Below are 23564 nucleotides of genomic sequence, written 5' to 3'. Positions count from 1 at the left end.
AGGCACCTGAGTGTGATGCTGGAGTTATTGCCGGTTCGGCGCGAGCTAGCCAGCAAGACTAGCCACGGCAGGGATGCTAAGCAACTGAACTCTGAGAGCGGCGGTTGTAAGAAATGGTTTCGATGTGCAACGAATTATCTCTAATTCGCGTTTTGCCTATGGGAAGTCCTACACTTTGCCGATCTATAGTTCAGGATCAGCCCGTGACCTCCAGCATATTCTGGTACGACTACGAAACCACCGGCATCAATCCGCGCAATGACCGCGCACTTCAGGTGGCGGGTATCCGAACGGATGCCGATCTCAATGAAATTGCCGGGCCGGTCAATCTTTATTGTCAGCCCAGTGACGATATCCTGCCTCATCCTGCGGCGTGCATGATTACCGGAATCACGCCGGCCCGACTGGCTGAAAGTGGTCTGGGAGAGGCCGATTTCATGACGCGGGTGCATGCCGAGCTGTCCGCCCCCGGCACCTGCGGCGCGGGTTACAACACCTTGCGTTTCGATGATGAAATCACCCGCTACAGCCTGTATCGCAACTTCTTCGACCCTTACGCCCGTGAATGGCAGGGCGGTAACAGCCGCTGGGATCTTATTGATGTGGTGCGTGCTGCTTACGCATTGCGTCCGGACGGCATTGTCTGGCCCGAGGAAGATGGCCGTGTGACGCTCAAACTTGAGCGTCTGACCGCCGCCAACGGCATTGACCACGGACATGCCCACGATGCGTTATCCGATGTGCGCGCCACTATTGGTCTGGCCCGCTTGATTCGGGAAAAACAACCTCGGCTTTATGACTATCTTTTCCAGTTGCGCAGTAAGCAGAAAGTCCAGGAGCAGATTCGCCTGCTGGAGCCGCTGGTTCACATTTCCGGAAGATTTTCCGCTGCCCGGCATTATTTGGGTGTGGTGATTCCGCTGGCGTGGCATCCGCAGAATCGCAATGCACTGATTGTCTGCGATTTACATCTGGACCCTTCACCGTTACTGGAGCAAGACCCGGAAATATTGCGTCAGCGGTTATATACCCGGCGCGAAGATCTGGCCGATGGCGAGCTGCCGGTACCGCTCAAATTGCTGCATATAAATCGTTGCCCGGTAGTCGCACCTTTAAAGGTGCTGCGTGCCGAAGATCAGCAGCGCTTACAATTGGATATGCCCGCTTTGCATGCGCGAGCCCGCGAGCTTCAAGACACGAAGAATGTCTGGCAGGAAAAACTCAAGGCGGTTTACGGGCGTGATGATTTTGCTGCAAGCCAGGATCCCGAGCAGCAACTGTATGACGGTTTTATTGGTGATCGGGATCGCCGGCTTTGCGAACAAGTACGCACCGCCGAGCCGGAACAGTTGGCGGCCGAGTCGTGGCCTTTCGATGACCTGCGGTTGCCTGAGTTGTTATTCCGCTACCGAGCCCGTAACTTCCCGCACACCCTGAGCAGCGAGGAGCAACAGCGCTGGCGTAAATTTTGTCAGGATCGCTTGCAGGCAGCGGAATACGGGGCTCCTAATACCTTACAAGGTTTTACAACGTCACTCGCCGAATTGACCCTTAGTGCCACACCTGAACAGCTCAAGGTATTGAGCCAATGGCAGGATTATGTAGCGCAGTTACGCCAGCGGCTGGACCTTTGATAAATCGAAACACTTTATTACAGGCAATAAAAAACGCCAGATGACTGGCGTTTTTGAAGGGTCGCGAAACAAGGCGACCTGCTTTGGGCTTAGCCCAGCAGGGTTGCCCAGCTCTCAACCTCGTCACCGCCCCACTTGGCTTTCCACTCTTTCAGAGTTTTGTGGTTGCCACCTTTGGTTTCAATGACTTCGCCATTGTGCGGGTTTTTATATTGCTTGACCTTGCGAGCACGCTTGGTGCCGGTAGTTTTTACCGCTGCGCCGCGTGGGGACTTGCCAACTTTGGCATCCGGATCCAGCAGAGCAATGATGTCACGCAGCGATTTTTGATATTCGCCCATCAGCGTGCGCAGTTTGCCTTCGAATTCCAGCTCGGTTTGCAGTTTGTCGTCTTGGGACAGATTCTTCAAACGGGCTTGCAGTTCTTTGATGGCTTCTTCTGTGGCGCGGTATTCGTTGATCAAGGACATGAGGGATACCTTATGTTGTCAGGTGGCAGGGAGACAGTGACGCAATAATAGTCACGCGCTTTGATCAAGTAAACATTAAAGAAAAGTTTTATTTGAATTATTTAGAAATATACACGTTTCCTACAGCGTCATAAAACTAGAGGGGAGCTGCCGCCGCAGTAAAGATGCTCGCTATAACGCTGTTAACGCAGCCAATGATCAGCCGGGCATCATGTCCGGCGGCGGGATTGAGTAAGGCGGATGCTGACGGGACGCGAACGCGCAGCCAGGCCACGAATCAGTCAACAGGAATACTGCAGTTTTGTCGCGCAGTCGCTAGAATGGCGACCTTTGCGAAGTTCTGGAGTTTTTTCAAATGCGCACTTTTCGTCTGGTGATAGCTTGTCCGGACCGTGTCGGCATCGTTGCCAAAGTCAGTAACTTTCTGGCGTCCTATAACGGCTGGATCACCGAAGCGAGTCATCACTCGGACAACCTCAATGGCTGGTTCTTCATGCGTCACGAGATTCGGGCCGATACCTTGCCGTTCGAGCTGGAAGCTTTCCGCGAGGCTTTCACGCCCATCGCCGAAGAGTTTTCCATGGACTGGCGTATCACCGATTCAGCGCAGAAGAAGCGTGTGGTGTTGATGGCAAGCCGCGAGTCGCACTGTCTGGCGGATTTGCTGCACCGCTGGCACAGCGATGAACTCGACTGCGAAATATCGGCGGTGATCTCCAATCACCAGGATTTGCGCAGCATGGTCGAGTGGCACGACATTCCTTATTACCATGTGCCGGTTGATCCGGCAGACAAGGAACCGGCGTTCGCCGAGGTGTCGCGTCTGGTGGCTCATCATCAGGCCGATGTCGTCGTCCTGGCGCGTTACATGCAAATCCTTCCGCCTCAGCTGTGCCGCGAATACGCGCATCAGGTGATCAACATTCACCACAGCTTCCTGCCTTCGTTCGTCGGCGCCAAGCCTTATCACCAGGCTTCGCTGCGGGGCGTGAAGCTGATTGGCGCAACTTGCCACTATGTGACTGAAGAGCTGGATGCCGGGCCGATCATCGAACAGGACGTGGTTCGTGTCAGCCACAGCGACAGCATTGAAAACATGGTGCGTTACGGCCGCGATGTGGAAAAGATGGTTCTGGCCCGTGGCCTGCGCTATCACCTGGAAGACCGCGTGCTGGTGCACAACAACAAGACTGTCGTCTTCGACTAATCTGTACGCCAACGATCCGGCTGGCTGTATGCAGACAGGCAGGCAGCAGTCGGACGCTGACGTGACAGCGAGGTATGAAGCGCGTGACTGATCCTCTTGATAAAGCCACTTCAACAGCGCCCCCGACCCTGGGCGAGGGCTGCCTGAGCCGCTACGACCCGGATGCGTTGTCGCCAGAAGACGGCACCGACTTCGAAGGTGCCGCCGAACTTTGGCAGGATTTGCAGAAAATTTCGGATGAAGCTGACCAGAACAGCTGAATTACGCTTCCCGCAGGCGCATCAGCTTGTTCAGCAATGGCCGGCCAACCATCAATAAAAAGACCGGGCCGCCCACCACCAGATAGAAGTAATAGGTCACGGCGCGCCAGATCAGAATCGCCGCGGCTGCCGTGGACTTGCCCACGATTGGCGCCAGCAATGCCGCCGAGGTCAACTCGGCTGCGCCCGCGCCACCAGGCAGCAGGCTGAACTGTCCGGCGCTCAGGGAAAGCATCTGGATCAGAAAACTCCATGCCCATTCCACATCTACGCCAAGTCCGCGCAACGCCAGATACAGCACGCTGTAGCGCAGCCCCCAATGCATGCAGGTCAGCAGGAAAACGCCCGCCAGCCTTTTACCCGGCATTTTCAGGGTGTCGGCCAGCGCATTCCGGAAATGCAGGAGTTTGCGCGCCCATCGTCGGCGGGTGGTGGCTTTGGTATTGAGCCGCTTGAGCAATCGCCCGTTGAATCGGATGACCTGCCGATGAAAGTGGCCGAAGCCCGCGCACAGGCATAAGCCACCGACAACCAGAATGCCGCTGACCGTCAGCATCCACTCCATGCGCTCGCCCAGGTGATGAAACACGGCGTAAAACATGATGGCCACCAGTGCCAGCAGGAAGAACAGCAGGTCGCTGAGCTGATCGGTGGCAAACACCGCGCTGCTTTTCGCCGCGCCGACGCCATTGCGCGAAAGTACCGCCATCAGGGTCAAAGGTCCGCCGCTGCCGCCGGGTGTGGCGCAATAGGCAAATTCGGCGGCCATTACCACGCCCAGGCTTCGCGGCACGCTAACCGCACTGCTGCTTTCGCCCAACAGCAAGCGCAGGCGCATGGTGTTCAGGCACCAGCACACGATGATCATGCCGAACATGCCCAGCAGGAGGGCGAAGGGAAAACTGCCCAGGCGGTGAAACATGTCTGCGCCGCCGAGCACGAAGGGAATCACGATTGCTACCAGCAAACCCGCGCCAAGCCAGAGGATTCGCTTCATGCTGCCGACCTCAGCACGTGCGCCTGTTTCCTCAACCAGTTTGCTTTGGTCATGGGTTGTCTGCCGCTTTCGATAAGTCGTTTCAATAGTTGCAGCCAATAGTTGCGTGAATAGTCGTGACGCATGTCCACAGGGTGCAGGCCCAGGCGAATCGTCGCAGCATCCTGCAATTGCGCTTCACGATGATCGCTGATGAGTTTCGACAGGCCGCGTCGCCAGGGGCTGCGAGCGCTCCAGACGATACCCGGTGCGTCGATCCGGGAAAAATCCGGTAGACGATACAGATGTTGCGGATCGCTCGTGTAGTCCAGCGGTAGTTGTGACAGCGCGCGGCGAGTGCCGTCACTGATCAGCCAGGCCGGCGCGACAAACCCATGCAGCGGCCAGCCGTGGCGTTGGAACAGTTCGATACCCGATTCGATTCGGCCCATGGCCTGGGCTTGATCAAGTGCATAAAACTCGCCTTCCCAGGTGTAGATGCGCCGCATGAAATAGTCCCGTGGCGTACGCGCCGGTGGGCCGTCGTCGCAATGATAGTAACCGTGCAAGGCCAATTCGTCGCCCCGGCTCAGTCGTTGCTGCAGCAGGTTCTGAAACTTCAGGTCATCAATAATCGGGTTACGCTTGTGGAAATCCGGCACCACCAGCAAGGTCATGGGGATTGTGCCCAAGGCGTCCACCGCTGCAACAAAGGACCGATAATCCGGCCAGGTTTCTGGCGCTACGTCATGTAGAACCAAGAGCACACTGCGCTCGTCTGCATTGAAGTCAACCATGAGCAAGCGCCGGAGTGCGGCAGTCAAGCACCGCTTGATAGTGTTCGAGCAGGCCGCTGACGACGATATCCCAGCTGTAGCGCTCACTCACATGTTGCCGGGCTGCCTGGCCTTTTTTTGCAGGATTTGTGGCGAACAACTCACGCACTGCGCTGGCCATCGCCTGCGGATTGTTGGGTTGGCAGAGCAAGCCGCATTCCCGGGGCAGAATCTCGGTGAATGCCCCGGCTGCCACGGCCACCACGGGAATGCCGCTGGCCATCGCTTCGAGGACCACCAGGCCGAAGGTTTCCTGATCACCTGCATGAATGAGCGCGTCAGCGCTGGCCAACAGCCGCGCGACTTCTGAGGCGGCGCAGAAATGGCCGATCACGGAAACGTTATCCGGCACCTGGGTGGGCATGTGCGACCCGACCAGCAACAGGTGATAACCCGCGCCCAGCCGCTTCATGCAGTCGAGCAGTACCGGCAGATTTTTCTCTTTGGAGCCACGTCCGGCAAAGATCAGCAGGCGCGTCTCTTCGCTGAGGCCAAGTTCTGCCTTTAACGCGGGATCGCGCAACCCTGGATTGAATGTGACCAGATCCACGCCGAGCGGCTGCACGTAGACATTCTCGACACCCAGGCTGACCAGCTTGTCGGCCATGACTTTGCTGGGTGCCAGCACCCGATCAAAATTGCCATACAGCTTGCTGACATAAGCTTCGACGTTGGTCCCCAGCCAACTGCCGACGCGATTGCTCACCAATAGCGGCAGGTCGGAATGATAGAAGCCGATTACCGGCACATCCAGTTGACGGCGTGCGTCCAGTGCCGCCCAGGCAGTGAGATAGGGATCACCGACTTCGATCAGATCCGGCTTCAAGGCTTGCAGGACATTTCGCCAGGGTGCGACCCGTAATGGAAAACGGTAGCCGTTGCCGAAGGGCAGGGCGGGAGCGGGTACTTTATAGATGCCGTCTCGGTGACTGAAACCGGGGCCGGGCACCAGCAGGCTGTGCCGAACGCCAGGCCGCAGGCCCAGACGACGATGCTTGGCGTCAAGGTAGGTGCGAACGCCACCGCTGGCTGGGGCGTAGAACATGGTCATGTCAGCGATATGCACGTGAACATTCCTCCGGTGTGTCGTCGTCCTAAACGTTGACCACTGACAAGAATAGTTGTTCGGCGCAACGTGGCGGCTGGCATCGTGGCAACAGACGCGGCAAAGCTTAGGGGAGGGCGCCGTGCCTCAGGTGGACGCGGCGGTAACAGCGGGGGCTGTTCGGATTAGATACGGAAGCTGCCGACCAGATGCTTCAGGCGAGCGGCCTGTTGTCCGGCAGTGCTGTTGCTCATTTCCTGAAGAAAATTGTTCGGGTCATCTCGAATCGCATAACGTTGCAGGCAGGTCCGCTAAGGTTTATTCCGTACCGGGCGCGTGTCGGGCGACTGCCTGGACGGGAGTATCACGAAAAATGGTCAATACTTTCTCTCACTCCTTTAAGAAAAATCCGACAAATTTCCAGGTCTTTGGGTGTTATCAAACCTATCGATCCCTCAGATACAAAGTTTAAAGACAGGTGACGAAATGCCCGAATCTCAGCAGTTTGTTATTGGCGCCAATCTCGATGGGCAACCGGTAACCCAGGATATACGTCTGGCGAACCGACATGGCCTGGTGGCTGGCGCGACCGGTACCGGTAAAACGGTAACTTTGCAGCGTCTGGCGGAAGCCTTCAGTGATGCGGGCATTGCCGTGTTTGCCGCAGACATAAAAGGTGATCTTTGCGGGTTGGGCGCAACCGGAGAGCCGCAGGGCAAGATTGCCGAGCGAATCGCCGGCATGCCCTGGTTGAATCACACGCCGCAGGCTTATCCCGTCACGTTGTGGGATATCCACGGCCAGAGCGGTCATCCGTTGCGCACCACCTTGACGGAAATGGGGCCGCTGCTGTTGGGCAGTCTTCTGGAACTGACCGACAGCCAGCAGTCGGCGTTGTACGCGGCGTTCAAGGTGGCCGACCAGGAAGGGCTGTTGCTGCTCGACATCAAGGACCTCAAGGCGCTGCTCAATCATCTGCGCGACAACCCGCAGTTGCTCGGCGAAGACAGCTCACTGATGACTACCGGATCGAGCCAGGCCTTGCAGCGGCGTCTGGCCATTCTGGAGCAGCAAGGTGCCGAAGCCTTGTTCGGCGAGCCCGCGCTGCAACTGGAAGATATTCTGCAACCGGCCCGAGACGGGCGCGGGCGCATTCATCTGCTGGACGCCAGCCGTCTGGTGCACGAAGCGCCGAAGGTATATGCGACGTTCCTGCTGTGGTTGCTGGCCGAGCTGTTCGAACAATTGCCGGAGCGCGGCGATGCCGACAAACCGCTGTTGGCGCTGTTCTTCGATGAGGCGCATCTGCTGTTCGCCGACACGCCCAAGGCGTTGCAGGAACGGCTCGAGCAAGTGGTGCGGCTGATTCGTTCCAAGGGTGTCGGCGTGTACTTTGTCACGCAGTCTCCGGGCGACCTGCCGGATGATGTGCTGGCACAACTGGGCCTGCGTATCCAGCACGGCTTGCGCGCGTTCACTGCCAAAGAACAAAAGTCCCTGCGCGCGGTGGCCGACGGCTTCAGGCCCAATCCCGATATCGACACCCTGGCGGTGCTGACCGAACTGGGCATCGGTGAGGCGCTGGTTGGCACTTTGCAGGCCAAAGGTACGCCCGCCATGGTCCAGCGGGTGCTGGTCGCGCCGCCCCAATCGCGCATCGGGCCGCTGAGCGCAGGCGAGCGGGCGAGCCTGATCGCTCAGTCACCCTTCGTCGGTCGTTATGACAAGCCTGTGGATCGTGAGTCCGCTTATGAAATGTTGATCGCCCGCAAGATTGCGACGCTTGACGAAACCCAGGTGCCTGAAAAAAGCGCGAAGGAGCAGGATAGCTTCGGCGACATGGCGGGCGAATGGCTGGGCGGCGTGGCAGGGCAGGCCATGAAAAGCGCGGTGCGCCAAGCCGCCAATCAGCTGGGCCGGCAGTTGGTGCGTGGTTTGATGGGGTCGTTGCTGGGCGGGGCAAAAAAACGCCGTTGAATCAGCAAGCGGCTTTGAGTCAGGAGTAGCGCCATCGCGGATTGCCCGCGCTGGCGCTGCTCACTTACTCAATAGAGGTCAAGCCAGAACTTTGGAGGCGAGCCAGAATAAACCGGCCGACAGTCCGACCGTCGCCGGCAGGGTCAGCACCCAGGCCAGCAGGATATTGCGTACCGTGCCGCCTTGCAGGCCACTTTTGTTCGCGACCATGGTCCCGGCCACGCCCGACGACAGAATATGCGTCGTGGAAACCGGCAGGCTGAACACGTTAGCCAGGGCGATCGCGCTGGCGGTGGTGATCTGCGCCGACATGCCTTGAGCGTAAGTCATGCCTTGTTTGCCGATCTTCTCGCCAATAGTCAGAACCACACGCTTCCAGCCGACCATGGTGCCGAGACCCAGTGCCAGCGCGACCGCCAGAATCACCCAGAACGGCGCGTACTCGGTGGTGACCGTCAGGTCTTTACGCAGCTTGTCCAGATCGGATTTTTCACGTGCGCCCAGAGTTGGCAGTTTGGCAACCTTGCGAGCAGTGTCGTCCAGGCAAAGCAGGTAACGACGCACTTCGATGCGGCGTTCGGCCGGCAGCGCGTGATAATCGGAAACACCTTTCAATGTATCGAGCAGGGCGTCGATGGTCGGTTCGGTCTGATCCGGGTTGCAGCTTGAACTGGCCGGCAGATCACCTTTCTCTGCTTTACCCAAGGCCAGGAACTCGCCTAGGGTCTCGCTATTGCGGTTATAGAACTGACTCAGGTGCAGGGTCGCATCGCGAGTACGTTCGATCTGGTACGTGGTGGTGCTCAAGTCCAAGACGAACTGGCTAGGCACGATACCAATCAGCACCAGCATGATCAGGCCGATGCCTTTCTGGCCATCGTTGGAGCCATGCACGAAGCTCACCGCCATGGCGGAAATCACCAGTACCAGGCGATTCCAGAAGGGCGGATGTTTTTTGTCATCGAGCTTGCGGCGCTGGTCCGGCGTCTTGTGCATCTTCGATTGCGGACGCCACCATTTCAGTCCGATCAGCACCAATGCGGCGACGAGGAAGCCGGCCAGCGGCGAGAACACCAGCGAAGCGCCGATATCGATTGCTTTCTGCCAGTTCACGCCATCGGCCAACGGGATGTCGTTGATCAACGCGTTCGCCAGGCCCACACCGAGGATGGAACCGATCAGTGTGTGCGAACTGGACGCCGGAATACCGAAGTACCAGGTGCCGAGATTCCACGTGATGGCCGCTGCCAGCAGTGAGAACACCATGGCAAGGCCATGGCCGGTGTTCACGTTGATCAACAACTCGACCGGCAACAGGTGAACGATGGCATACGCCACGCCGACCCCTCCCAGCAACACGCCGAGAAAGTTGAACACACCGGAGAAGAACACTGCCAGATGAGGCGGCATGGCTTTGGTGTAAATGACTGTCGCCACCGCGTTGGCGGTGTCATGAAAGCCATTGATGAACTCGAAGGTGAGGACGAAAGCCAGGGCGAGCAGCAAGCTCACAAGTACCCAAGCATCTAGCCCGCTGAATAAATCGATCATGAAGGTTTTCTGACCCGGTCTGAAGGGGGCGGGATTATGACAGAAAAAATACTGATCGATGTGTCAGCCGCTCACTGGTATCGCCAGACACTGAAAATCAGTGCATAAATACCCCGCCCCTGAGTTGGTCGGGGAAGCAGTAATGCACTTGTTTCATGAATGCAACCCTGAGACACAATTGCCTTGAAGAGGTCGACCGAGTCCGCCAAACGCCACACGCCGGGGAATCGAAGGTGTCAGAGCTCTTCTTTCAGGTCGCTTTCCATCTTCTGTAATTCTTGCTTGAACGCCTGATCCAGCAGACTGGCTTTTTTGCGCCAAGGCTTGCGTTCTGGCTCTGGTTGCGCGGCGTAGGTGGTGATTTCCCCGCCGTAAACATCCTTGAAGCGTTGTTCCTTGCGCTCAAGTTCCGCGCGCAGTTCATCTTTCGTCACTGTATTACCTGATTAAGTTGAGTTAACTCTGGTGATATCGCGAGCGAAGAAGTGTTCGAACATGATCATCCCAACGTACGAGGCTGCAATGGCCGACCGGCCAGACAGATACCTTGGGACCTGGAACATGAAGCTGAACGTCTTCTTGCCGCTCGCGGCTACGGACACCAGAAACAGCACTGTCGTAGCGACAAGGTCAAGTTGTAAACGCGATAGCTGTATTGGCGGCAGTTTTCATTTCGCATGATAAGAAGCGATGCACCGCTGCAGTGCAGTGGTTCAGGTATGAGAACCGTGCACGGCGGTGCGCCTTGCATTCACTGCGAATCGTTATTGCCAGCCAATTGACTGACACTATCTCCAAGAACTTCAGTCTCGTCAACTATATGTGAGGGTTGAGTTACCGACGACTTCATTAAAGGCGAATTTTCTGTACGACTGTTCCGAAGTTTCGGTGGGTGATGAATATGACGAAACTTTCATACACGTGATATTGACGCAATCGGCCAAAATTCTGACGCATTCTTCTTTGCCAAAGCATGAACTGCATTGCCTGTTTTGCTGTGTGAAGGGATGGCGTGACGGAGGGAAATGGCCTTGAGCTATCAATACGCAGAAATAAAAACGGCCTTGCTTAGTGGGCAAGGCCGCGCCTAGGACTTCTCAGTGGGTACCTGACCAGTATTTCCAAGAAGCCACTTATTGGCAGGTGAAAGGTATAAGTATCTTCGCAGCGGGTCAATTGCGATTATCGGCCAGTTGTTCGATAATCGCCCAAAGTGTTAAGGGCTGCGGGTCCCAAAACCCTTGAAAGTGGCGGTATATAAGGCCTGAAAGGCTATGGGTGAAGGTAACGACGATGAACGACGAACTGCGTAATTCTTTCGCCTCGCTGGCGCCACCGATCGTGGCATCGCCCGCCAAGCGCATTCAGGCTTTTACCGGCGATCCGGATTTCATGACTTCGCTGGCGCGTGGGCTGGCGGTGATCCATGCATTTCAGGAGCGTAAACGCCATTTGACCATCGCCCAGATCAGCCACCGCACGGAAATTCCCCGCGCTGCCGTACGCCGCTGTTTATTAACCCTGATCAAACTCGGCTACGCGACAACGGACGGGCGTACCTATTCATTGCTGCCCAAGGTGCTGACTCTGGGTCATGCCTACTTGTCGTCGACGCCGCTGGCGGTTTCTTCCCAGCCGTATCTGGATCGCATGAGCGATCTGCTGCACGAGGCGTGCAACATGGCGACCCTTGAAGGCGACGACATTCTTTACATCGCGCGCTCGGCAACTACCCAGCGGTTGATTTCTGTGGACCTGGCGGTGGGCGGTCGGCTGCCGGCGTATTGCACTTCCATGGGCCGGATCCTGCTGGCAGCGCTGGATGATGTTTCCCTGCACGAGTACCTGGATCATGTGGATATGCAGCCCAAGACCAGCCGCACCATTCGCACGCAACAGGAATTGCTCGAATGCCTGCAGCAAGTTCGCCAGCAAGGTTGGTGCATTGTCGATCAGGAGCTGGAACAAGGCCTGCGTTCCATTGCCGTGCCGGTTTACGACGCGTCGGGTCAGGTATTGGCCGCGCTCAATGTCAGCACCAGCGCCGGGCGGGTCGCACGCAGCGATCTGGAACAGCGTTTCCTGCCAATCATGCTGGACGCCAGTCGGGATCTGAGCACCCAGCTGTTTACCTGAGCTGAATCTGATTTTGTGCGATTAACGAACACTTAGTCGATTATCGGATTGTTTGCCTGGGTAGCCCGGCATAACCTCACTTCCATTCCAGCGCAGAAGTCTTGCGCTGTCCAATGACAAGATTTGAGTTCGGGAGCACCCTCATGGCTGAAATACTTTCTCTACGCGACGCCGTGAAGCAATTCGTCAACGATGGCGACACCGTTGCGCTGGAAGGCTTCACCCATCTGATCCCAACCGCGGCTGGCCACGAAATCATCCGTCAGGGCAAAAAAGACCTGACCCTGGTACGCATGACGCCGGACCTGATCTACGACCAGTTGATCGGCGCCGGTTGCGCCAAGCGCCTGATCTTTTCCTGGGGCGGCAATCCTGGTGTTGGCTCGCTGCACCGCCTGCGTGATGCCGTCGAAAAGCAGTGGCCGCATTCGCTCGAGATCGAAGAACACAGCCACGCCGACCTGGCCAATGCTTACGTCGCCGGTGCGTCCGGGTTGCCGTTTGCCGTGCTGCGCGCCTACGCCGGCTCCGATCTGCCCAAGGTCAACCCGCTGATCAAGACCGTCACCTGCCCATTCACCGGCGAAGTGCTCGCTGCGGTGCCTGCTGTGCGTCCCGATGTAACTGTGATTCACGCGCAGAAAGCCGACCGCAAAGGCAACGTGCTGCTGTGGGGCATTCTTGGTGTGCAGAAAGAAGCCGCATTGGCTGCCAAGCGTTGCATCGTGACCGTCGAAGAAATCGTCGATGACTTGCAAGCACCGATGAATGCCTGCGTCCTGCCGACCTGGGCCTTGAGCGCGGTATGCCTGGTGCCGGGCGGCGCACATCCGTCTTATGCCCACGGTTACTACGAGCGCGACAACCGTTTCTACCAGGCCTGGGACGCGATTGCCCGCGACCGCGCGAGCTTCACGGCCTGGATCGACGAATACATCCTGGGCACCGCTGAATTCAGCGAATTTCAGCAAAAGCTGGCCGCACCGGAGGCAAAATAATGAACTACTCCACCAATGAAATGATGACCATTGCCGCCGCACGTCGCTTGCGCAACGGCGCGGTCTGCTTCGTCGGCATCGGCCTGCCTTCCAAGGCGGCCAACCTGGCACGCCTGACGTCCTCGCCGGACGTGGTGCTGATTTACGAATCCGGCCCGATTGGCGCCAAACCTTCGGTATTGCCACTGTCGATTGGCGATGGCGAGCTGGCCGAAACCGCCGACACGGTAGTTTCCACCAGCGAAATATTCCGCTACTGGCTGCAAGGCGGCCGGGTCGACGTCGGCTTCCTCGGCGCCGCGCAAGTCGACCGTTTCGGCAATATCAACACCACGGTCGTCGGCGATTATCACCATCCCAAAGTGCGTTTGCCGGGTGCCGGTGGCGCGCCGGAAATCGCCGGTTCCGCCAAACAGGTGTTGATCATCCTCAAGCAGTCGGCCCGGGCGTTCGTCAATAAGCTCGACTTCATGACCTCGGTCGGCCACGGCGAAGGCGGCGACTCGCGCAAACGGCTGGGCTTGCCGGGCGCCGGGCCGGTGGGGATCATCACCGATCTGTGCATCATGGAACCTGAAGCGGACACCAACGAATTTGTCGTCACCACGCTGCATCCGGGCGTGACCCGCGAACAGGTGATTGCCGCCACGGGTTGGGAAGTGCGCTTTGCCGAGAAGGTCGAGTTTTCCGCTGACCCGACTGATATTGAATTGACTGCCCTGCGTGATCTGGAAGCGCGAACCGCTGCCGCTCACGGCCAGGCGCCGGGAGAAGCGTGATGCGTGATGTCTTTATCTGTGATGCGATTCGAACCCCGATTGGTCGCTTCGGCGGCGGCTTGGCCAGCGTGCGCGCCGACGATCTGGCCGCCGTGCCGATCAAGGCGCTGATGGAGCGCAATCCTTCGGTGAACTGGAACGAAGTCGACGAAGTGTTCTTCGGCTGCGCCAACCAGGCGGGCGAAGACAACCGCAACGTCGCGCGCATGGCGGCGTTATTGGCGGGCTTGCCCGAGACGATTCCCGGCGTGACCCTCAACCGGCTCTGCGCTTCGGGGATGGATGCCATCGGTACGGCGTTTCGCGCCATTGCGGCTGGCGAGATGGAGCTGGCGATTGCTGGCGGCGTCGAATCCATGTCCCGCGCGCCCTTTGTCATGGGCAAGGCCGATGCGGCGTATTCGCGCAACATGAAGCTGGAAGACACCACCATCGGCTGGCGCTTCGTCAATCCGCTGATGAAGGCGCAGTACGGTGTCGATTCGATGCCACAAACCGGCGATAACGTCGCCGATGATTTCAAGATTTCTCGAGCCGATCAGGACGCTTTCGCCCTGCGCAGCCAGCAGCGCACTGCCGCTGCCCAGGCTGCGGGCTTTTTCAAAGAGGAAATCGTTGCGGTACGCGTGGCGCACAAGAAGGGCGAAACGGTGGTCGAGCAGGATGAACATCCTCGTGCTGACACCAGCCTGGAAACCCTGAGCAAGCTCAAGCCGGTCAATGGTCCTGACAAGACCGTCACCGCTGGCAACGCTTCAGGCGTCAACGATGGCGCCGCAGCGCTGATTCTGGCTTCCGCCGATGCGGTCAAAAAACACGGGCTAACCCCGCGCGCACGGATTCTTGGCATGGCCAGCGCCGGTGTTGCGCCACGCGTCATGGGTATCGGCCCGGTGCCAGCAGTACGCAAACTGGTGGAGCGCCTGGGTCTGGCAGTGGCGGATTTCGATGTGATCGAACTCAACGAAGCCTTCGCCAGCCAGGGTTTGGCGGTGTTGCGCGAGTTGGGTCTGGCCGACGATGCGCCGCAGGTCAATCCTAACGGCGGCGCCATTGCCCTGGGCCATCCGCTGGGCATGAGCGGTGCGCGCCTGGTGCTGACAGCCTTGCATCAATTGGAAAAAAGCGGCGGCCGCCGAGCCTTGGCGACCATGTGTGTCGGAGTAGGGCAGGGCCTTGCACTGGCGATCGAGCGGTAACGCTACACCCGTAAATCACACTCACCCGAGTCGTCGACTGCCTCCACGAAAAGGCAAATCGACGGCTTGGGTGATTGTTTTTGTGCAGCGCTTACTACGACCGTAGGAGCGAATTCATTCGCGAGGGCGTCAGGCCTGACATCGAATGGTGCCAAACAGAGACTTGGCGACACGCCTGGCCCTCCCGGATAAATCCGGTCCTACAGGTAATCAGGCAGCCGGCTAATTCTTTTCAAATTGTTGCGCGCGCTTCGGTGACAATGTTACAGGTTATGTCTTGAAATGCTGTTTAACACTTATGGGGAAAAATAATGACAACGACGCATTACACAGGTGAAGAACGCAGCAAGAGGATATTCGCGATTGTCGGTGCTTCTTCCGGTAACCTCGTCGAATGGTTCGACTTTTATGTCTATGCCTTCTGCGCAATCTACTTTGCGCCAGCTTTTTTTCCGTCAGACGATCCAACCGTGCAATTGCTCAATACCGCTGGCGTGTTTGCCGCCGGGTTTTTGATGCGGCCTGTCGGTGGCTGGCTATTTGGCCGAGTGGCGGACAAGCATGGCCGCAAGAACTCGATGATGATTGCGGTGCTGATGATGTGCGGCGGCTCGCTGATCATCGCCTGCCTGCCGACTTATGCGTCGATTGGCGCCTGGGCACCGGCGCTGCTGTTGCTGGCGCGGCTGATTCAGGGCTTGTCGGTCGGCGGCGAATACGGCACGACCGCGACCTACATGAGCGAAGTGGCCTTGAGCGGGCAGCGCGGTTTTTTCGCCTCGTTCCAGTACGTGACCCTGATCGGCGGCCAGTTGCTGGCGGTGCTGACGGTGGTAATCATGCAGCAGTTCCTCAGCACTGAAGAATTGCGCGACTACGGCTGGCGGATTCCGTTTGTCATCGGCGCCATAGCAGCGGTGATTTCACTGTTTCTGCGTCGCAGCCTGGAAGAAACCACCACCGCTGAAAGCCGCAAGGATAAAGACGCTGGCAGCATCAGCGCGTTGTTCCGCGATCACAAGGCAGCCTTTATTACGGTGTTGGGTTACACCGCTGGCGGCTCGCTGATTTTCTACACCTTCACCACCTACATGCAGAAATACCTGGTGAACACCGGCGGCATGCATCCCAAGACCGCCAGTTACATCATGACCGGCGCGCTGTTCCTTTATATGTGCATGCAACCGTTGTTCGGCATGCTGGCGGACAAGATTGGTCGTCGTAATTCGATGCTGTGGTTCGGCGCGCTGGGCACGCTGTGCACCGTGCCGATTCTGATGACCCTGAAAACCACCACCAACCCGTTCATGGCGTTTGTCCTGATCACCCTGGCGCTGGCGATTGTCAGCTTCTATACCTCGATCAGCGGCCTGGTCAAAGCCGAGATGTTCCCGCCACAGGTACGCGCTTTGGGTGTTGGTCTGGCCTATGCGGTGGCCAACGCAGTGTTCGGCGGATCCGCCGAGTACGTGGCTTTGAACCTGAAGAACATGGGCATGGAGAGCAACTTCTACTGGTACGTAACGGTGATGATGGCCATCGCGTTCCTGTTCAGCCTGCGTCTGCCGAAACAGCCGGCGTATCTGCACGAAGATCATTGATGAGTCGCGTGGCTGCTTGAGGCGTACTTTTAAAGATCAAAAAAAACCCACCTGAATTGGTGGGTTTTTTTACGGCGCGGCGATCAGAACAACTGAACGCTCGGCTTCTCTTGCGAGATTGGCTTGGCCTGTCCGGTCTGCTCGTACCAGCCACCGCCCAAGGCCTTGTACAGATTGACCTCGCTGGTGAGTTGGGACAAACGGTCGGTGATCAACGACTGCTGCGCGCTGAACAACGAGCGTTGGGCGTCGAGGAAGGTCAGGTTGCTGTCGATACCGATGCGATAACGACGCTCGGCCAGACGGTAGTAGTCCTGGTTGGCGGCAACGAAATCACTTTGCGCCTGCAACTGCTCGTTGAAGGTTTTACGTGCGGTGAGACCGTCGGAGACTTCCTGGAACGCCGTCTGAATCGCCTTCTCGTAGTTGGCGACGCTGATTTCTTTCTGGATTTTCGAGTAATCCAGGCTGGCGCGCAGGCTACCGGCGTTGAAGATCGGGATGTTGATGCTCGGCTGGAACAACCAGGTACCCGAACCGCCGTTGAACAGGCCGGACAAGTCCGGGCTGATCGTGCCGGCATTGGCCGTCAGGCTGATGCTCGGGAAGAACGCCGCACGTGCCGCGCCGATATTAGCGTTGGCAGCCTTGAGCTCATGCTCGGCCTGCAGAATGTCGGGACGACGCTGCAACAGCTCCGAAGGCATGCCGGCTGGTACCAGACTCAGCAGGTCCGCGCTCAGAGGCTGAGCGTGTGGCAGGTTGTTCGGCAGACCGGAACCGAGCAACAGCGTCAAGCTGTTGAGGTCCTGGGCAACCTGACGCTGGTAGCGCGCCAGGGAAACCCGCGCACTTTCCACCGAGGTCCGCGACTGGCTCAGGTCCAGTGCCGACGACACGCCGACTTCATTGCTGCGCGAAGTCAGGCGATAGCTTTCTTCGAACGCCTTGAGGGTGTTCTGGGTCAGCTTGAGCAGTTCCTGGTCGGCTTGCCACGTCAGATAAGCATTGGCAACGTTGGCCACCAGGCTGATCTGTGTGCTGCGGCGCGCTTCTTCGCTGGAGAAGTAAGTCTCCAGCGCTTGTTCGCTAAGGCTGCGTACGCGACCGAACAGGTCCAGCTCGTAGGCGCTGACGCCCAGTGTCGCCGAATACTGGCTGGTAATGCGCGATTCGCCGCTGGTGGACAGGTTCGCCGGAACCCGCTGACGGCTGCCACTGCCGGTAGCGGAAACCGCCGGGAACAGATCGGCCCGCTGGATGCGGTATTGCGCACGGTAGGCGTCGATGTTCAGCGCCGCAACACGCAGGTCACGGTTGTTGACCAGTGCCGTCTGGATCAGCTGTTGCAGGGCCGGGTCATGGAAAAACTGACGCCAGCCTTGTTCCGCCGCCGCAACGTTGGCCGCGTCGGCCGGCGAGTACGCCGGGCCTTGCGGATACTGCGCCGCGACCGGCGCTGCAGGTTGATTGTACTCAGGGATCAACGAGCAGCCGCCGAGAATGAACGCGGTAACCGCCAGAGAGATCAGGGACTTGCTCATTGGCCAGCCTCGTCATGTGAAGTTTCTTTCTGTTTGCCCTTGAACAACGAGGATACCGAGACGAAGAACAATGGTACCCAGAAGATCGCCAGGACAACGGCCGTGATCATACCGCCGATTACGCCGGTACCGATCGAATGTTGACTGCCCGAACCTGCGCCGGTGGAAATCGCCAGCGGCACAACGCCGAGGATGAACGCCATGGACGTCATCACAATCGGTCGCAGACGCATCCGGCAGGCTTCAATGGCTGCATCCACAAGGCTCTTGCCCTGTTCATGCAGTTCCTTGGCGAATTCCACGATGAGGATCGCGTTCTTCGCCGCCAAACCTACCGTCACCAACAGGCCCACCTGGAAGAACACGTCGTTGGACAAACCACGCAGGCTGGTTGCCATCAACGCACCGATAACCCCGAGCGGAACCACCAGCAACACGGCGATCGGAATCGACCAGCTTTCATACAAGGCCGCCAGACAGAGGAACACCACCAGCAGCGACAGCGCATACAACGCAGGCGCTTGCGAGCCGGACAGACGTTCTTCGTATGACAGGCCAGTCCACGAATAACCGATACCCGGAGGCAGTTTCTTCGCCAGGGCTTCGACTTCAGCCATCGCTTCACCCGAGCTATAACCCGGCGCCGGAGTACCCAGCACTTCCTCTGCGGTCACACCGTTATAACGCGACAGTTTGGGTGAACCGTAGACCCAGGTACCGGAAGCGAACGATGCGAACGGCACCATTTCACCCTTGGCGTTACGCACGTACCATTTCTTCAGGTCTTCGGGACTCATGCGGGCACTTGCTTCACCCTGCACATACACCTTCTTGACTCGACCACGGTCGATGAAGTCGTTGACGTAGTTACCGCCCAGCGCGATGGACAGCGTGGTGTTGATGTCCGACAACGTCACGCCCAAGGCACTGGCGCGTTCGTCGTCGATGGTCAGCTGATACTGCGGCTCGTCATTCAAACCGTTGGGACGTACGCCCGCCAGAATCTTGCTTTGCGCCGCCATGCCGAGGAACTGGTTGCGAGCTTCCATCAACTTGGCATGGCCGACACCGCCCTGATCCTGCAGGAAGACGTCGAAGCCCGTGGCGTTACCCAGCTCCAGAACCGCTGGAGGAACCACGGCGAACACCATTGCATCGCGGAAGCCGAAGAAGTGCGCCTGCGCCCGCTTGGCCAGCGCAAACACGCTGTTTTCTGCGGAACGATCGCCCCATGGCTTGAGCATGATGAAGGCCAGACCCGAACTTTGACCGCGACCCGCGAAGTTGAAGCCGTTTACGGTGAATACCGAGGCAACGGCGCCGCTTTCTTCTTCAAGCAAGTACTTGCGCATGTTGTCGATCACGCCCTGCGTACGCTCGGACGAGGAACCCGCAGGCGTCTGCACCTGAGCAAAGATCACGCCTTGGTCTTCTTCCGGCAGGAATGCCGCTGGAATGCGGGTAAACATCCAGATCATGCCGGCAAAAATCAGGATGTAGACCAGGAACGCCGGAATGCGGTGCTTGAGCATATTGCCCACGCCACGCTCGTAGCTTTGCACGCTGCGGTCGAAGGTCCGGTTGAACCAGCCGAAGAAACCGCGTTTTGGCTGACCGTGTTTCTCATGGTCGATGGGCTTGAGCATGGTGGCGCACAAGGCCGGGGTGAAGATCAAGGCAACCACGACCGAGAGGGCCATGGCCGAAACAATCGTGATCGAGAACTGCTTGTAGATCACACCGGTGGAACCGCCGAAGAACGCCATTGGCAACAGAACCGCCGACAGCACCAAAGCGATACCGATCAGCGCGCCCTGGATCTGCTCCATGGACTTGATGGTGGCATCTCGAGGCGAAAGTTTCTCCTCTGCCATCACCCGCTCGACGTTCTCCACCACCACAATCGCATCGTCCACCAGCAAGCCGATGGCCAGGATCATGCCGAACATGGTCAAGGTGTTGATGGTAAAGCCGAAGGCCGCGAGGATGCCGAACGTACCCAGCAATACTACTGGCACGGTCATCGTGGTGATGATCGTGGCGCGGAAGTTTTGCAGGAACAGGTACATCACCAGGAACACCAGCACAATCGCTTCGCCCAGCGTGTGAACCACGCCGGAAATCGATTCACTGACCACTGGCGTGGTGTCATACGGATAAACGACTTTCATGCCCGGCGGAAAAAACGGTTCAAGCTTGGCAACTGTGGCGCGAATCGCCTTGGCGGTGTCCAGTGCGTTGGCACCGGTCGCCAGCTTGATTGCCAGACCGGAAGCGGCCTTGCCGTTGAACTGCGCGTCGATACTGTAGTTTTCGCCACCCAGACCAACACGGGCGACATCACGCAAACGAACCTGCGAGCCATCCTGATTCACTTTCAGGAAGATGTTGCCGAACTGCTCGGCGGTCTGCAGCCGCGTCTTGCCGATGATGGTTGCGTTGAGCTGCTGGCCCGGCATTGCTGGCAAACCGCCCAGTTGGCCGGAAGATACCTGCACGTTCTGCGCGGCAACGGCGGTTTTTACGTCCACTGGCGTCAGCTGGAAGTTGTTCAGCTTGGCCGGATCGAGCCAGATACGCATGGCGTACTGGGCACCGAACACCTGGAAGTCGCCCACACCGGAGGTACGGGAGATCGGGTCCTGCATGTTCGAGACGATGTAGTTGGCCAAGTCTTCCTTGCCCATGCTGCCGTCTTCAGACACCAGACCGATAACCATCAGGAAGTTTTTCACTGCCTTGGTTACCCGGATGCCCTGCTGCTGAACTTCCTGCGGCAAGAGTGGCGTCGCCAGGTTCAGTTTGTTCTGGACCTGAACCTGCGCCGTATCCGGGTTGGTGCCCTGGTTGAAGGTTGCAGTGATGGTCATGCTGCCGTCGGAGTTACTTTCCGAGCCAACATAACGCAGGTTGTCGATACCGTTGAGCTGCTGCTCGATCACCTGAACCACGGTGTCCTGCACGGTCTGTGCAGAAGCGCCCGGGTAAGTCACCTGAATCGCAATGGCCGGTGGCGCAATGCTCGGGTACTGGTTGATCGGCAACTTGAGGATCGATAAAGCCCCGACCAGCATAATCACGAGGGCAATTACCCACGCGAAAATCGGGCGGTCGATAAAAAATTTCGACATGAATTACTCCCCTTTACTGCCTGCGGCTTTTTCAGTTGCCGGGGCAGGTGCCGGGTTTGCCGACTTGACGTTGGTGGCTTCCGCGACCTTCACTTCTGCGCCCGGCTTAACGTACTGCAGACCTTCAGTGATGATCCGGTCTCCGGCTTGCAGGCCACTTTCGATCAACCAGTCGCTACCCACGGTGCGATTAGCCACCAAGGTGCGCAATTCGACCTTGTTGTCCTTGTTGACGATCAAAGCGGTCGGCGTGCCTTTCAGGTCACGCGTTACGCCTTGTTGTGGCGCCAGGATCGCGGTGGCGTTGACGCCGGTTTGCAAGCGAGCGTGCACAAACATGCCCGGCAGCAAACGGTGGTCCGGGTTAGGGAACACGGCGCGCAGGGTCACCGAGCCGGTGGTTTGATCCACGGAGACTTCAGAGAATTCCAGTTTGCCTTCAAGGGCGTACTTGCTGTTGTCTTCCAGGGTCAGATTGACCTTGGCCGCGTTCTCGCCAGCTTTCTGCAACTTGCCGCTGTCGAGTTCGGCGCGCAGCTTGAGCATGTCCACCGAAGACTGCACCACATCGACGTAGATCGGGTCGAGTTGCTGAATCGTCGCCATGGCATCGGCCTGAGCGCTGCTGACCAGCGCGCCTTCAGTGACCGACGAACGACCGATACGGCCGGAAATCGGCGACAGCACTTTGGTGTAGCGCAGGTTGATCTGAGCGGTTTGATACGTGGCTTGCGCAGTCAGGCTGTCGGCCAGGGCCGTGTCGTATTCCTGACGGCTGACGGCTTGTTCGCTGACCAGTTGCTTGTAGCGATCGGCCAACGACTTGGCTGATTGCAAGGCGGCCTTGGCGCTGTTGGCAGTGGCTTCGTAAAGGGCCGGATCAATCTGATAGAGCTGCTGACCGACCTTGACCTCGGACCCTTCAGTGAACATGCGCTTGAGAATGATGCCGTTGACCTGCGGGCGAACTTCCGCGATGCGGAACGCCGTGGTTCTGCCAGGCAACTCAGAGGTCAGCGTGTACGGCTGGGTTTTCAGAGTGACCACACCAACCTGAGGTGGCGGCGGAGCAGGGGCCGCCTCTTCTTTTTTACTGCAACCGCCGAGCAGGGTGGCCAGGGCGACGGCAGTGACCAGAACGGTAACAGCTGGCTTGAATTGCATGAAGATCCTCGGGTCAGGAGCCTGAGTGCTCAAGAAGGTTAAAGGTTAAAAATGTATTCCGGCTGGATAAGTAGGAAGCTAATGAATATACTTACATTCACGGTTGTTTGTAAATACCCATCCCTGCATCAATACGCCGCAGGAATCGGGAATTGTAGGTTCGGGACAAGGCAATACAAATGCCGCCCGGTTCTGCTTGGGAGCTGTCAATTCGCAGCTCCAGGCAATTTGATGAGGTTTTACTGCCATGGTCCGTCGTACCAAAGAAGAAGCTCAAGTTACCCGCAGCCAGATTCTGGAGGCTGCCGAGCAGGCATTCTATGAGCGAGGCGTGGCGCGTACGACCCTGGCGGACATTGCCTCGATTGCCGGCGTGACGCGCGGCGCGATCTATTGGCACTTCAGCAACAAGGCCGATCTGGTGCAAGCGATGCTCGACAGCCTGCAGGAGCCGCTTGAAGAAATGGCCAGGGCCAGCGAGAGCGAGCACGAAGAAGACCCGCTGGGCTGCATGAAAAAACTTCTGATTCATTTGTTTCATCAAGTTGCACTGGACCCGAAAACCCGTCGCATCAATGAGATTCTGTTTCATAAATGCGAGTTTACCGATGAAATGTGTGACTTTCGCCGTCAGCGTCAGGCCAATGCCCTGGAATGCAACGATCGAATCGGCGTTGCCCTGAATAACGCGGTTCGCAAGGGACAGCTTCCCGCCAACCTGGACAGCGTGCGAGCATCGATCACCTTGCATGCCTATATCGATGGCATGCTTGGCCAGTGGTTGCTGATTCCTGACAGCTATTCGCTCAACAAACATGCTGAACAGTGGGTAGAAGCAGGCCTGGACATGTTGCGCCTGAGTCCTGCGTTGCGAAACTGATCGGCTGTCGCAGGTTTTACCACCGTATATGCAGCGCATCTATCGCGAACTCCACGCGCATGGACAGAGAGTTTACCCTCCGTGCGCCAGCTTCTGGCGCAATGCCAGTATGAAACTTCATGACATTTGTGAGTGATGTAGTCCCGCCTTGTAGGACGTCAGTAGGACATTTCTTG

At 57.9% G+C, this 23564-nt stretch carries 19 protein-coding genes; 10 read left to right on the top strand and 9 right to left on the bottom strand.

Going from position 1 to position 23564, the window contains the following annotated elements:
- Positions 1 to 203: 203 nt before the first annotated feature.
- The gene (gene sbcB / locus AABC73_RS23395) at positions 204 to 1634 is read left to right on the top strand and encodes an exodeoxyribonuclease I (RefSeq protein ID WP_341521164.1); all 1431 of its coding nucleotides are present in this window, start codon (positions 204 to 206) and stop codon (positions 1632 to 1634) included.
- Positions 1635 to 1723: 89 nt separating this feature from the next.
- Here the strand turns inward: sbcB and mvaT are convergent, their stop codons facing one another.
- Complete coding sequence (gene mvaT / locus AABC73_RS23390) at positions 1724 to 2104, bottom strand: histone-like nucleoid-structuring protein MvaT (RefSeq protein ID WP_020293038.1); 381 nt, start codon at positions 2102 to 2104, stop codon at positions 1724 to 1726.
- A 355-nt stretch (positions 2105 to 2459) separates the two neighbouring features.
- Here mvaT and purU point away from each other — a divergent pair, with 355 nt between their 5' ends.
- Positions 2460 to 3311: a formyltetrahydrofolate deformylase gene (purU, locus tag AABC73_RS23385; protein WP_341521163.1), complete on the top strand. Its 852-nt coding sequence runs from the start codon at positions 2460 to 2462 to the stop codon at positions 3309 to 3311.
- Positions 3312 to 3394: 83 nt separating this feature from the next.
- On the top strand, positions 3395 to 3571 hold the full coding sequence (locus tag AABC73_RS23380; RefSeq protein ID WP_341521162.1) for a hypothetical protein: 177 nt from the start codon (positions 3395 to 3397) through the stop codon (positions 3569 to 3571).
- Position 3572: 1 nt separating this feature from the next.
- Here the strand turns inward: AABC73_RS23380 and AABC73_RS23375 are convergent, their stop codons facing one another.
- The 3 genes from AABC73_RS23375 to AABC73_RS23365 are packed head-to-tail and all read right to left on the bottom strand — an operon-like array spanning position 3573 to position 6428.
- A complete protein-coding gene (locus AABC73_RS23375; RefSeq protein ID WP_341521161.1) occupies positions 3573 to 4568 on the bottom strand; it encodes a lysylphosphatidylglycerol synthase transmembrane domain-containing protein in 996 nt (331 codons plus the stop codon).
- A complete protein-coding gene (locus AABC73_RS23370) occupies positions 4565 to 5344 on the bottom strand; it encodes a DUF2334 domain-containing protein (RefSeq protein ID WP_341521160.1) in 780 nt (259 codons plus the stop codon). The genes AABC73_RS23375 and AABC73_RS23370 overlap by 4 nt, the downstream gene beginning before the upstream one ends.
- A complete protein-coding gene (locus AABC73_RS23365) occupies positions 5337 to 6428 on the bottom strand; it encodes a glycosyltransferase family 1 protein (protein ID WP_341524315.1) in 1092 nt (363 codons plus the stop codon). Before AABC73_RS23365 ends, AABC73_RS23370 begins: the two co-directional genes overlap by 8 nt.
- Before the next feature lie 486 nt (positions 6429 to 6914).
- Between AABC73_RS23365 and AABC73_RS23360 the strand changes: the two genes are divergently transcribed.
- A complete protein-coding gene (locus AABC73_RS23360; RefSeq protein WP_341521159.1) occupies positions 6915 to 8405 on the top strand; it encodes a helicase HerA-like domain-containing protein in 1491 nt (496 codons plus the stop codon).
- Between the two features lie 78 nt (positions 8406 to 8483).
- Here the strand turns inward: AABC73_RS23360 and AABC73_RS23355 are convergent, their stop codons facing one another.
- The gene (locus tag AABC73_RS23355; protein ID WP_341521158.1) at positions 8484 to 9956 is read right to left on the bottom strand and encodes an inorganic phosphate transporter; all 1473 of its coding nucleotides are present in this window, start codon (positions 9954 to 9956) and stop codon (positions 8484 to 8486) included.
- A 236-nt stretch (positions 9957 to 10192) separates the two neighbouring features.
- Positions 10193 to 10390: a hypothetical protein gene (locus tag AABC73_RS23350; RefSeq protein WP_020293046.1), complete on the bottom strand. Its 198-nt coding sequence runs from the start codon at positions 10388 to 10390 to the stop codon at positions 10193 to 10195.
- Between the two features lie 859 nt (positions 10391 to 11249).
- On the opposite strand from AABC73_RS23350, the gene pcaR reads away from it, so the two are divergent.
- The 5 genes from pcaR to AABC73_RS23325 all read left to right on the top strand — a co-directional run bounded on the left by pcaR (position 11250) and on the right by AABC73_RS23325 (position 16669).
- Complete coding sequence (pcaR, locus tag AABC73_RS23345) at positions 11250 to 12092, top strand: pca regulon transcriptional regulator PcaR (protein WP_331151490.1); 843 nt, start codon at positions 11250 to 11252, stop codon at positions 12090 to 12092.
- A gap of 143 nt (positions 12093 to 12235) precedes the next feature.
- Complete coding sequence (locus AABC73_RS23340) at positions 12236 to 13090, top strand: CoA transferase subunit A (protein ID WP_341521157.1); 855 nt, start codon at positions 12236 to 12238, stop codon at positions 13088 to 13090.
- Entirely contained in the window at positions 13087 to 13869 is a 783-nt protein-coding gene (locus tag AABC73_RS23335) for a CoA-transferase subunit beta (protein ID WP_341524314.1), read from the top strand. Before AABC73_RS23340 ends, AABC73_RS23335 begins: the two co-directional genes overlap by 4 nt.
- The gene (gene pcaF / locus AABC73_RS23330; protein WP_341521156.1) at positions 13866 to 15068 is read left to right on the top strand and encodes a 3-oxoadipyl-CoA thiolase; all 1203 of its coding nucleotides are present in this window, start codon (positions 13866 to 13868) and stop codon (positions 15066 to 15068) included. The genes AABC73_RS23335 and pcaF overlap by 4 nt, the downstream gene beginning before the upstream one ends.
- 311 nt (positions 15069 to 15379) lie before the next feature.
- The gene (locus AABC73_RS23325) at positions 15380 to 16669 is read left to right on the top strand and encodes an MFS family transporter (protein ID WP_341521155.1); all 1290 of its coding nucleotides are present in this window, start codon (positions 15380 to 15382) and stop codon (positions 16667 to 16669) included.
- Between the two features lie 83 nt (positions 16670 to 16752).
- Here the strand turns inward: AABC73_RS23325 and adeC are convergent, their stop codons facing one another.
- The 3 genes from adeC to AABC73_RS23310 are packed head-to-tail and all read right to left on the bottom strand — an operon-like array spanning position 16753 to position 22508.
- Complete coding sequence (gene adeC, locus AABC73_RS23320) at positions 16753 to 18213, bottom strand: AdeC/AdeK/OprM family multidrug efflux complex outer membrane factor (protein ID WP_341521154.1); 1461 nt, start codon at positions 18211 to 18213, stop codon at positions 16753 to 16755.
- The gene (locus AABC73_RS23315; protein ID WP_341521153.1) at positions 18210 to 21344 is read right to left on the bottom strand and encodes an efflux RND transporter permease subunit; all 3135 of its coding nucleotides are present in this window, start codon (positions 21342 to 21344) and stop codon (positions 18210 to 18212) included. The genes adeC and AABC73_RS23315 overlap by 4 nt, the downstream gene beginning before the upstream one ends.
- Positions 21345 to 21347: 3 nt before the next feature.
- Positions 21348 to 22508 (bottom strand): efflux RND transporter periplasmic adaptor subunit, encoded by a 1161-nt coding sequence (locus AABC73_RS23310; protein ID WP_341521152.1) that lies wholly within the window; start codon positions 22506 to 22508, stop codon positions 21348 to 21350.
- 247 nt (positions 22509 to 22755) lie between these two features.
- On the opposite strand from AABC73_RS23310, the gene AABC73_RS23305 reads away from it, so the two are divergent.
- Entirely contained in the window at positions 22756 to 23388 is a 633-nt protein-coding gene (locus AABC73_RS23305) for a TetR family transcriptional regulator (protein WP_341521151.1), read from the top strand.
- Positions 23389 to 23564: the final 176 nt, after the last annotated feature.

Source organism: Pseudomonas sp. G.S.17, assembly GCF_038096165.1.
Lineage (GTDB): Bacteria > Pseudomonadota > Gammaproteobacteria > Pseudomonadales > Pseudomonadaceae > Aquipseudomonas.
This window is presented reverse-complemented; position numbering and strand designations above follow the sequence as displayed.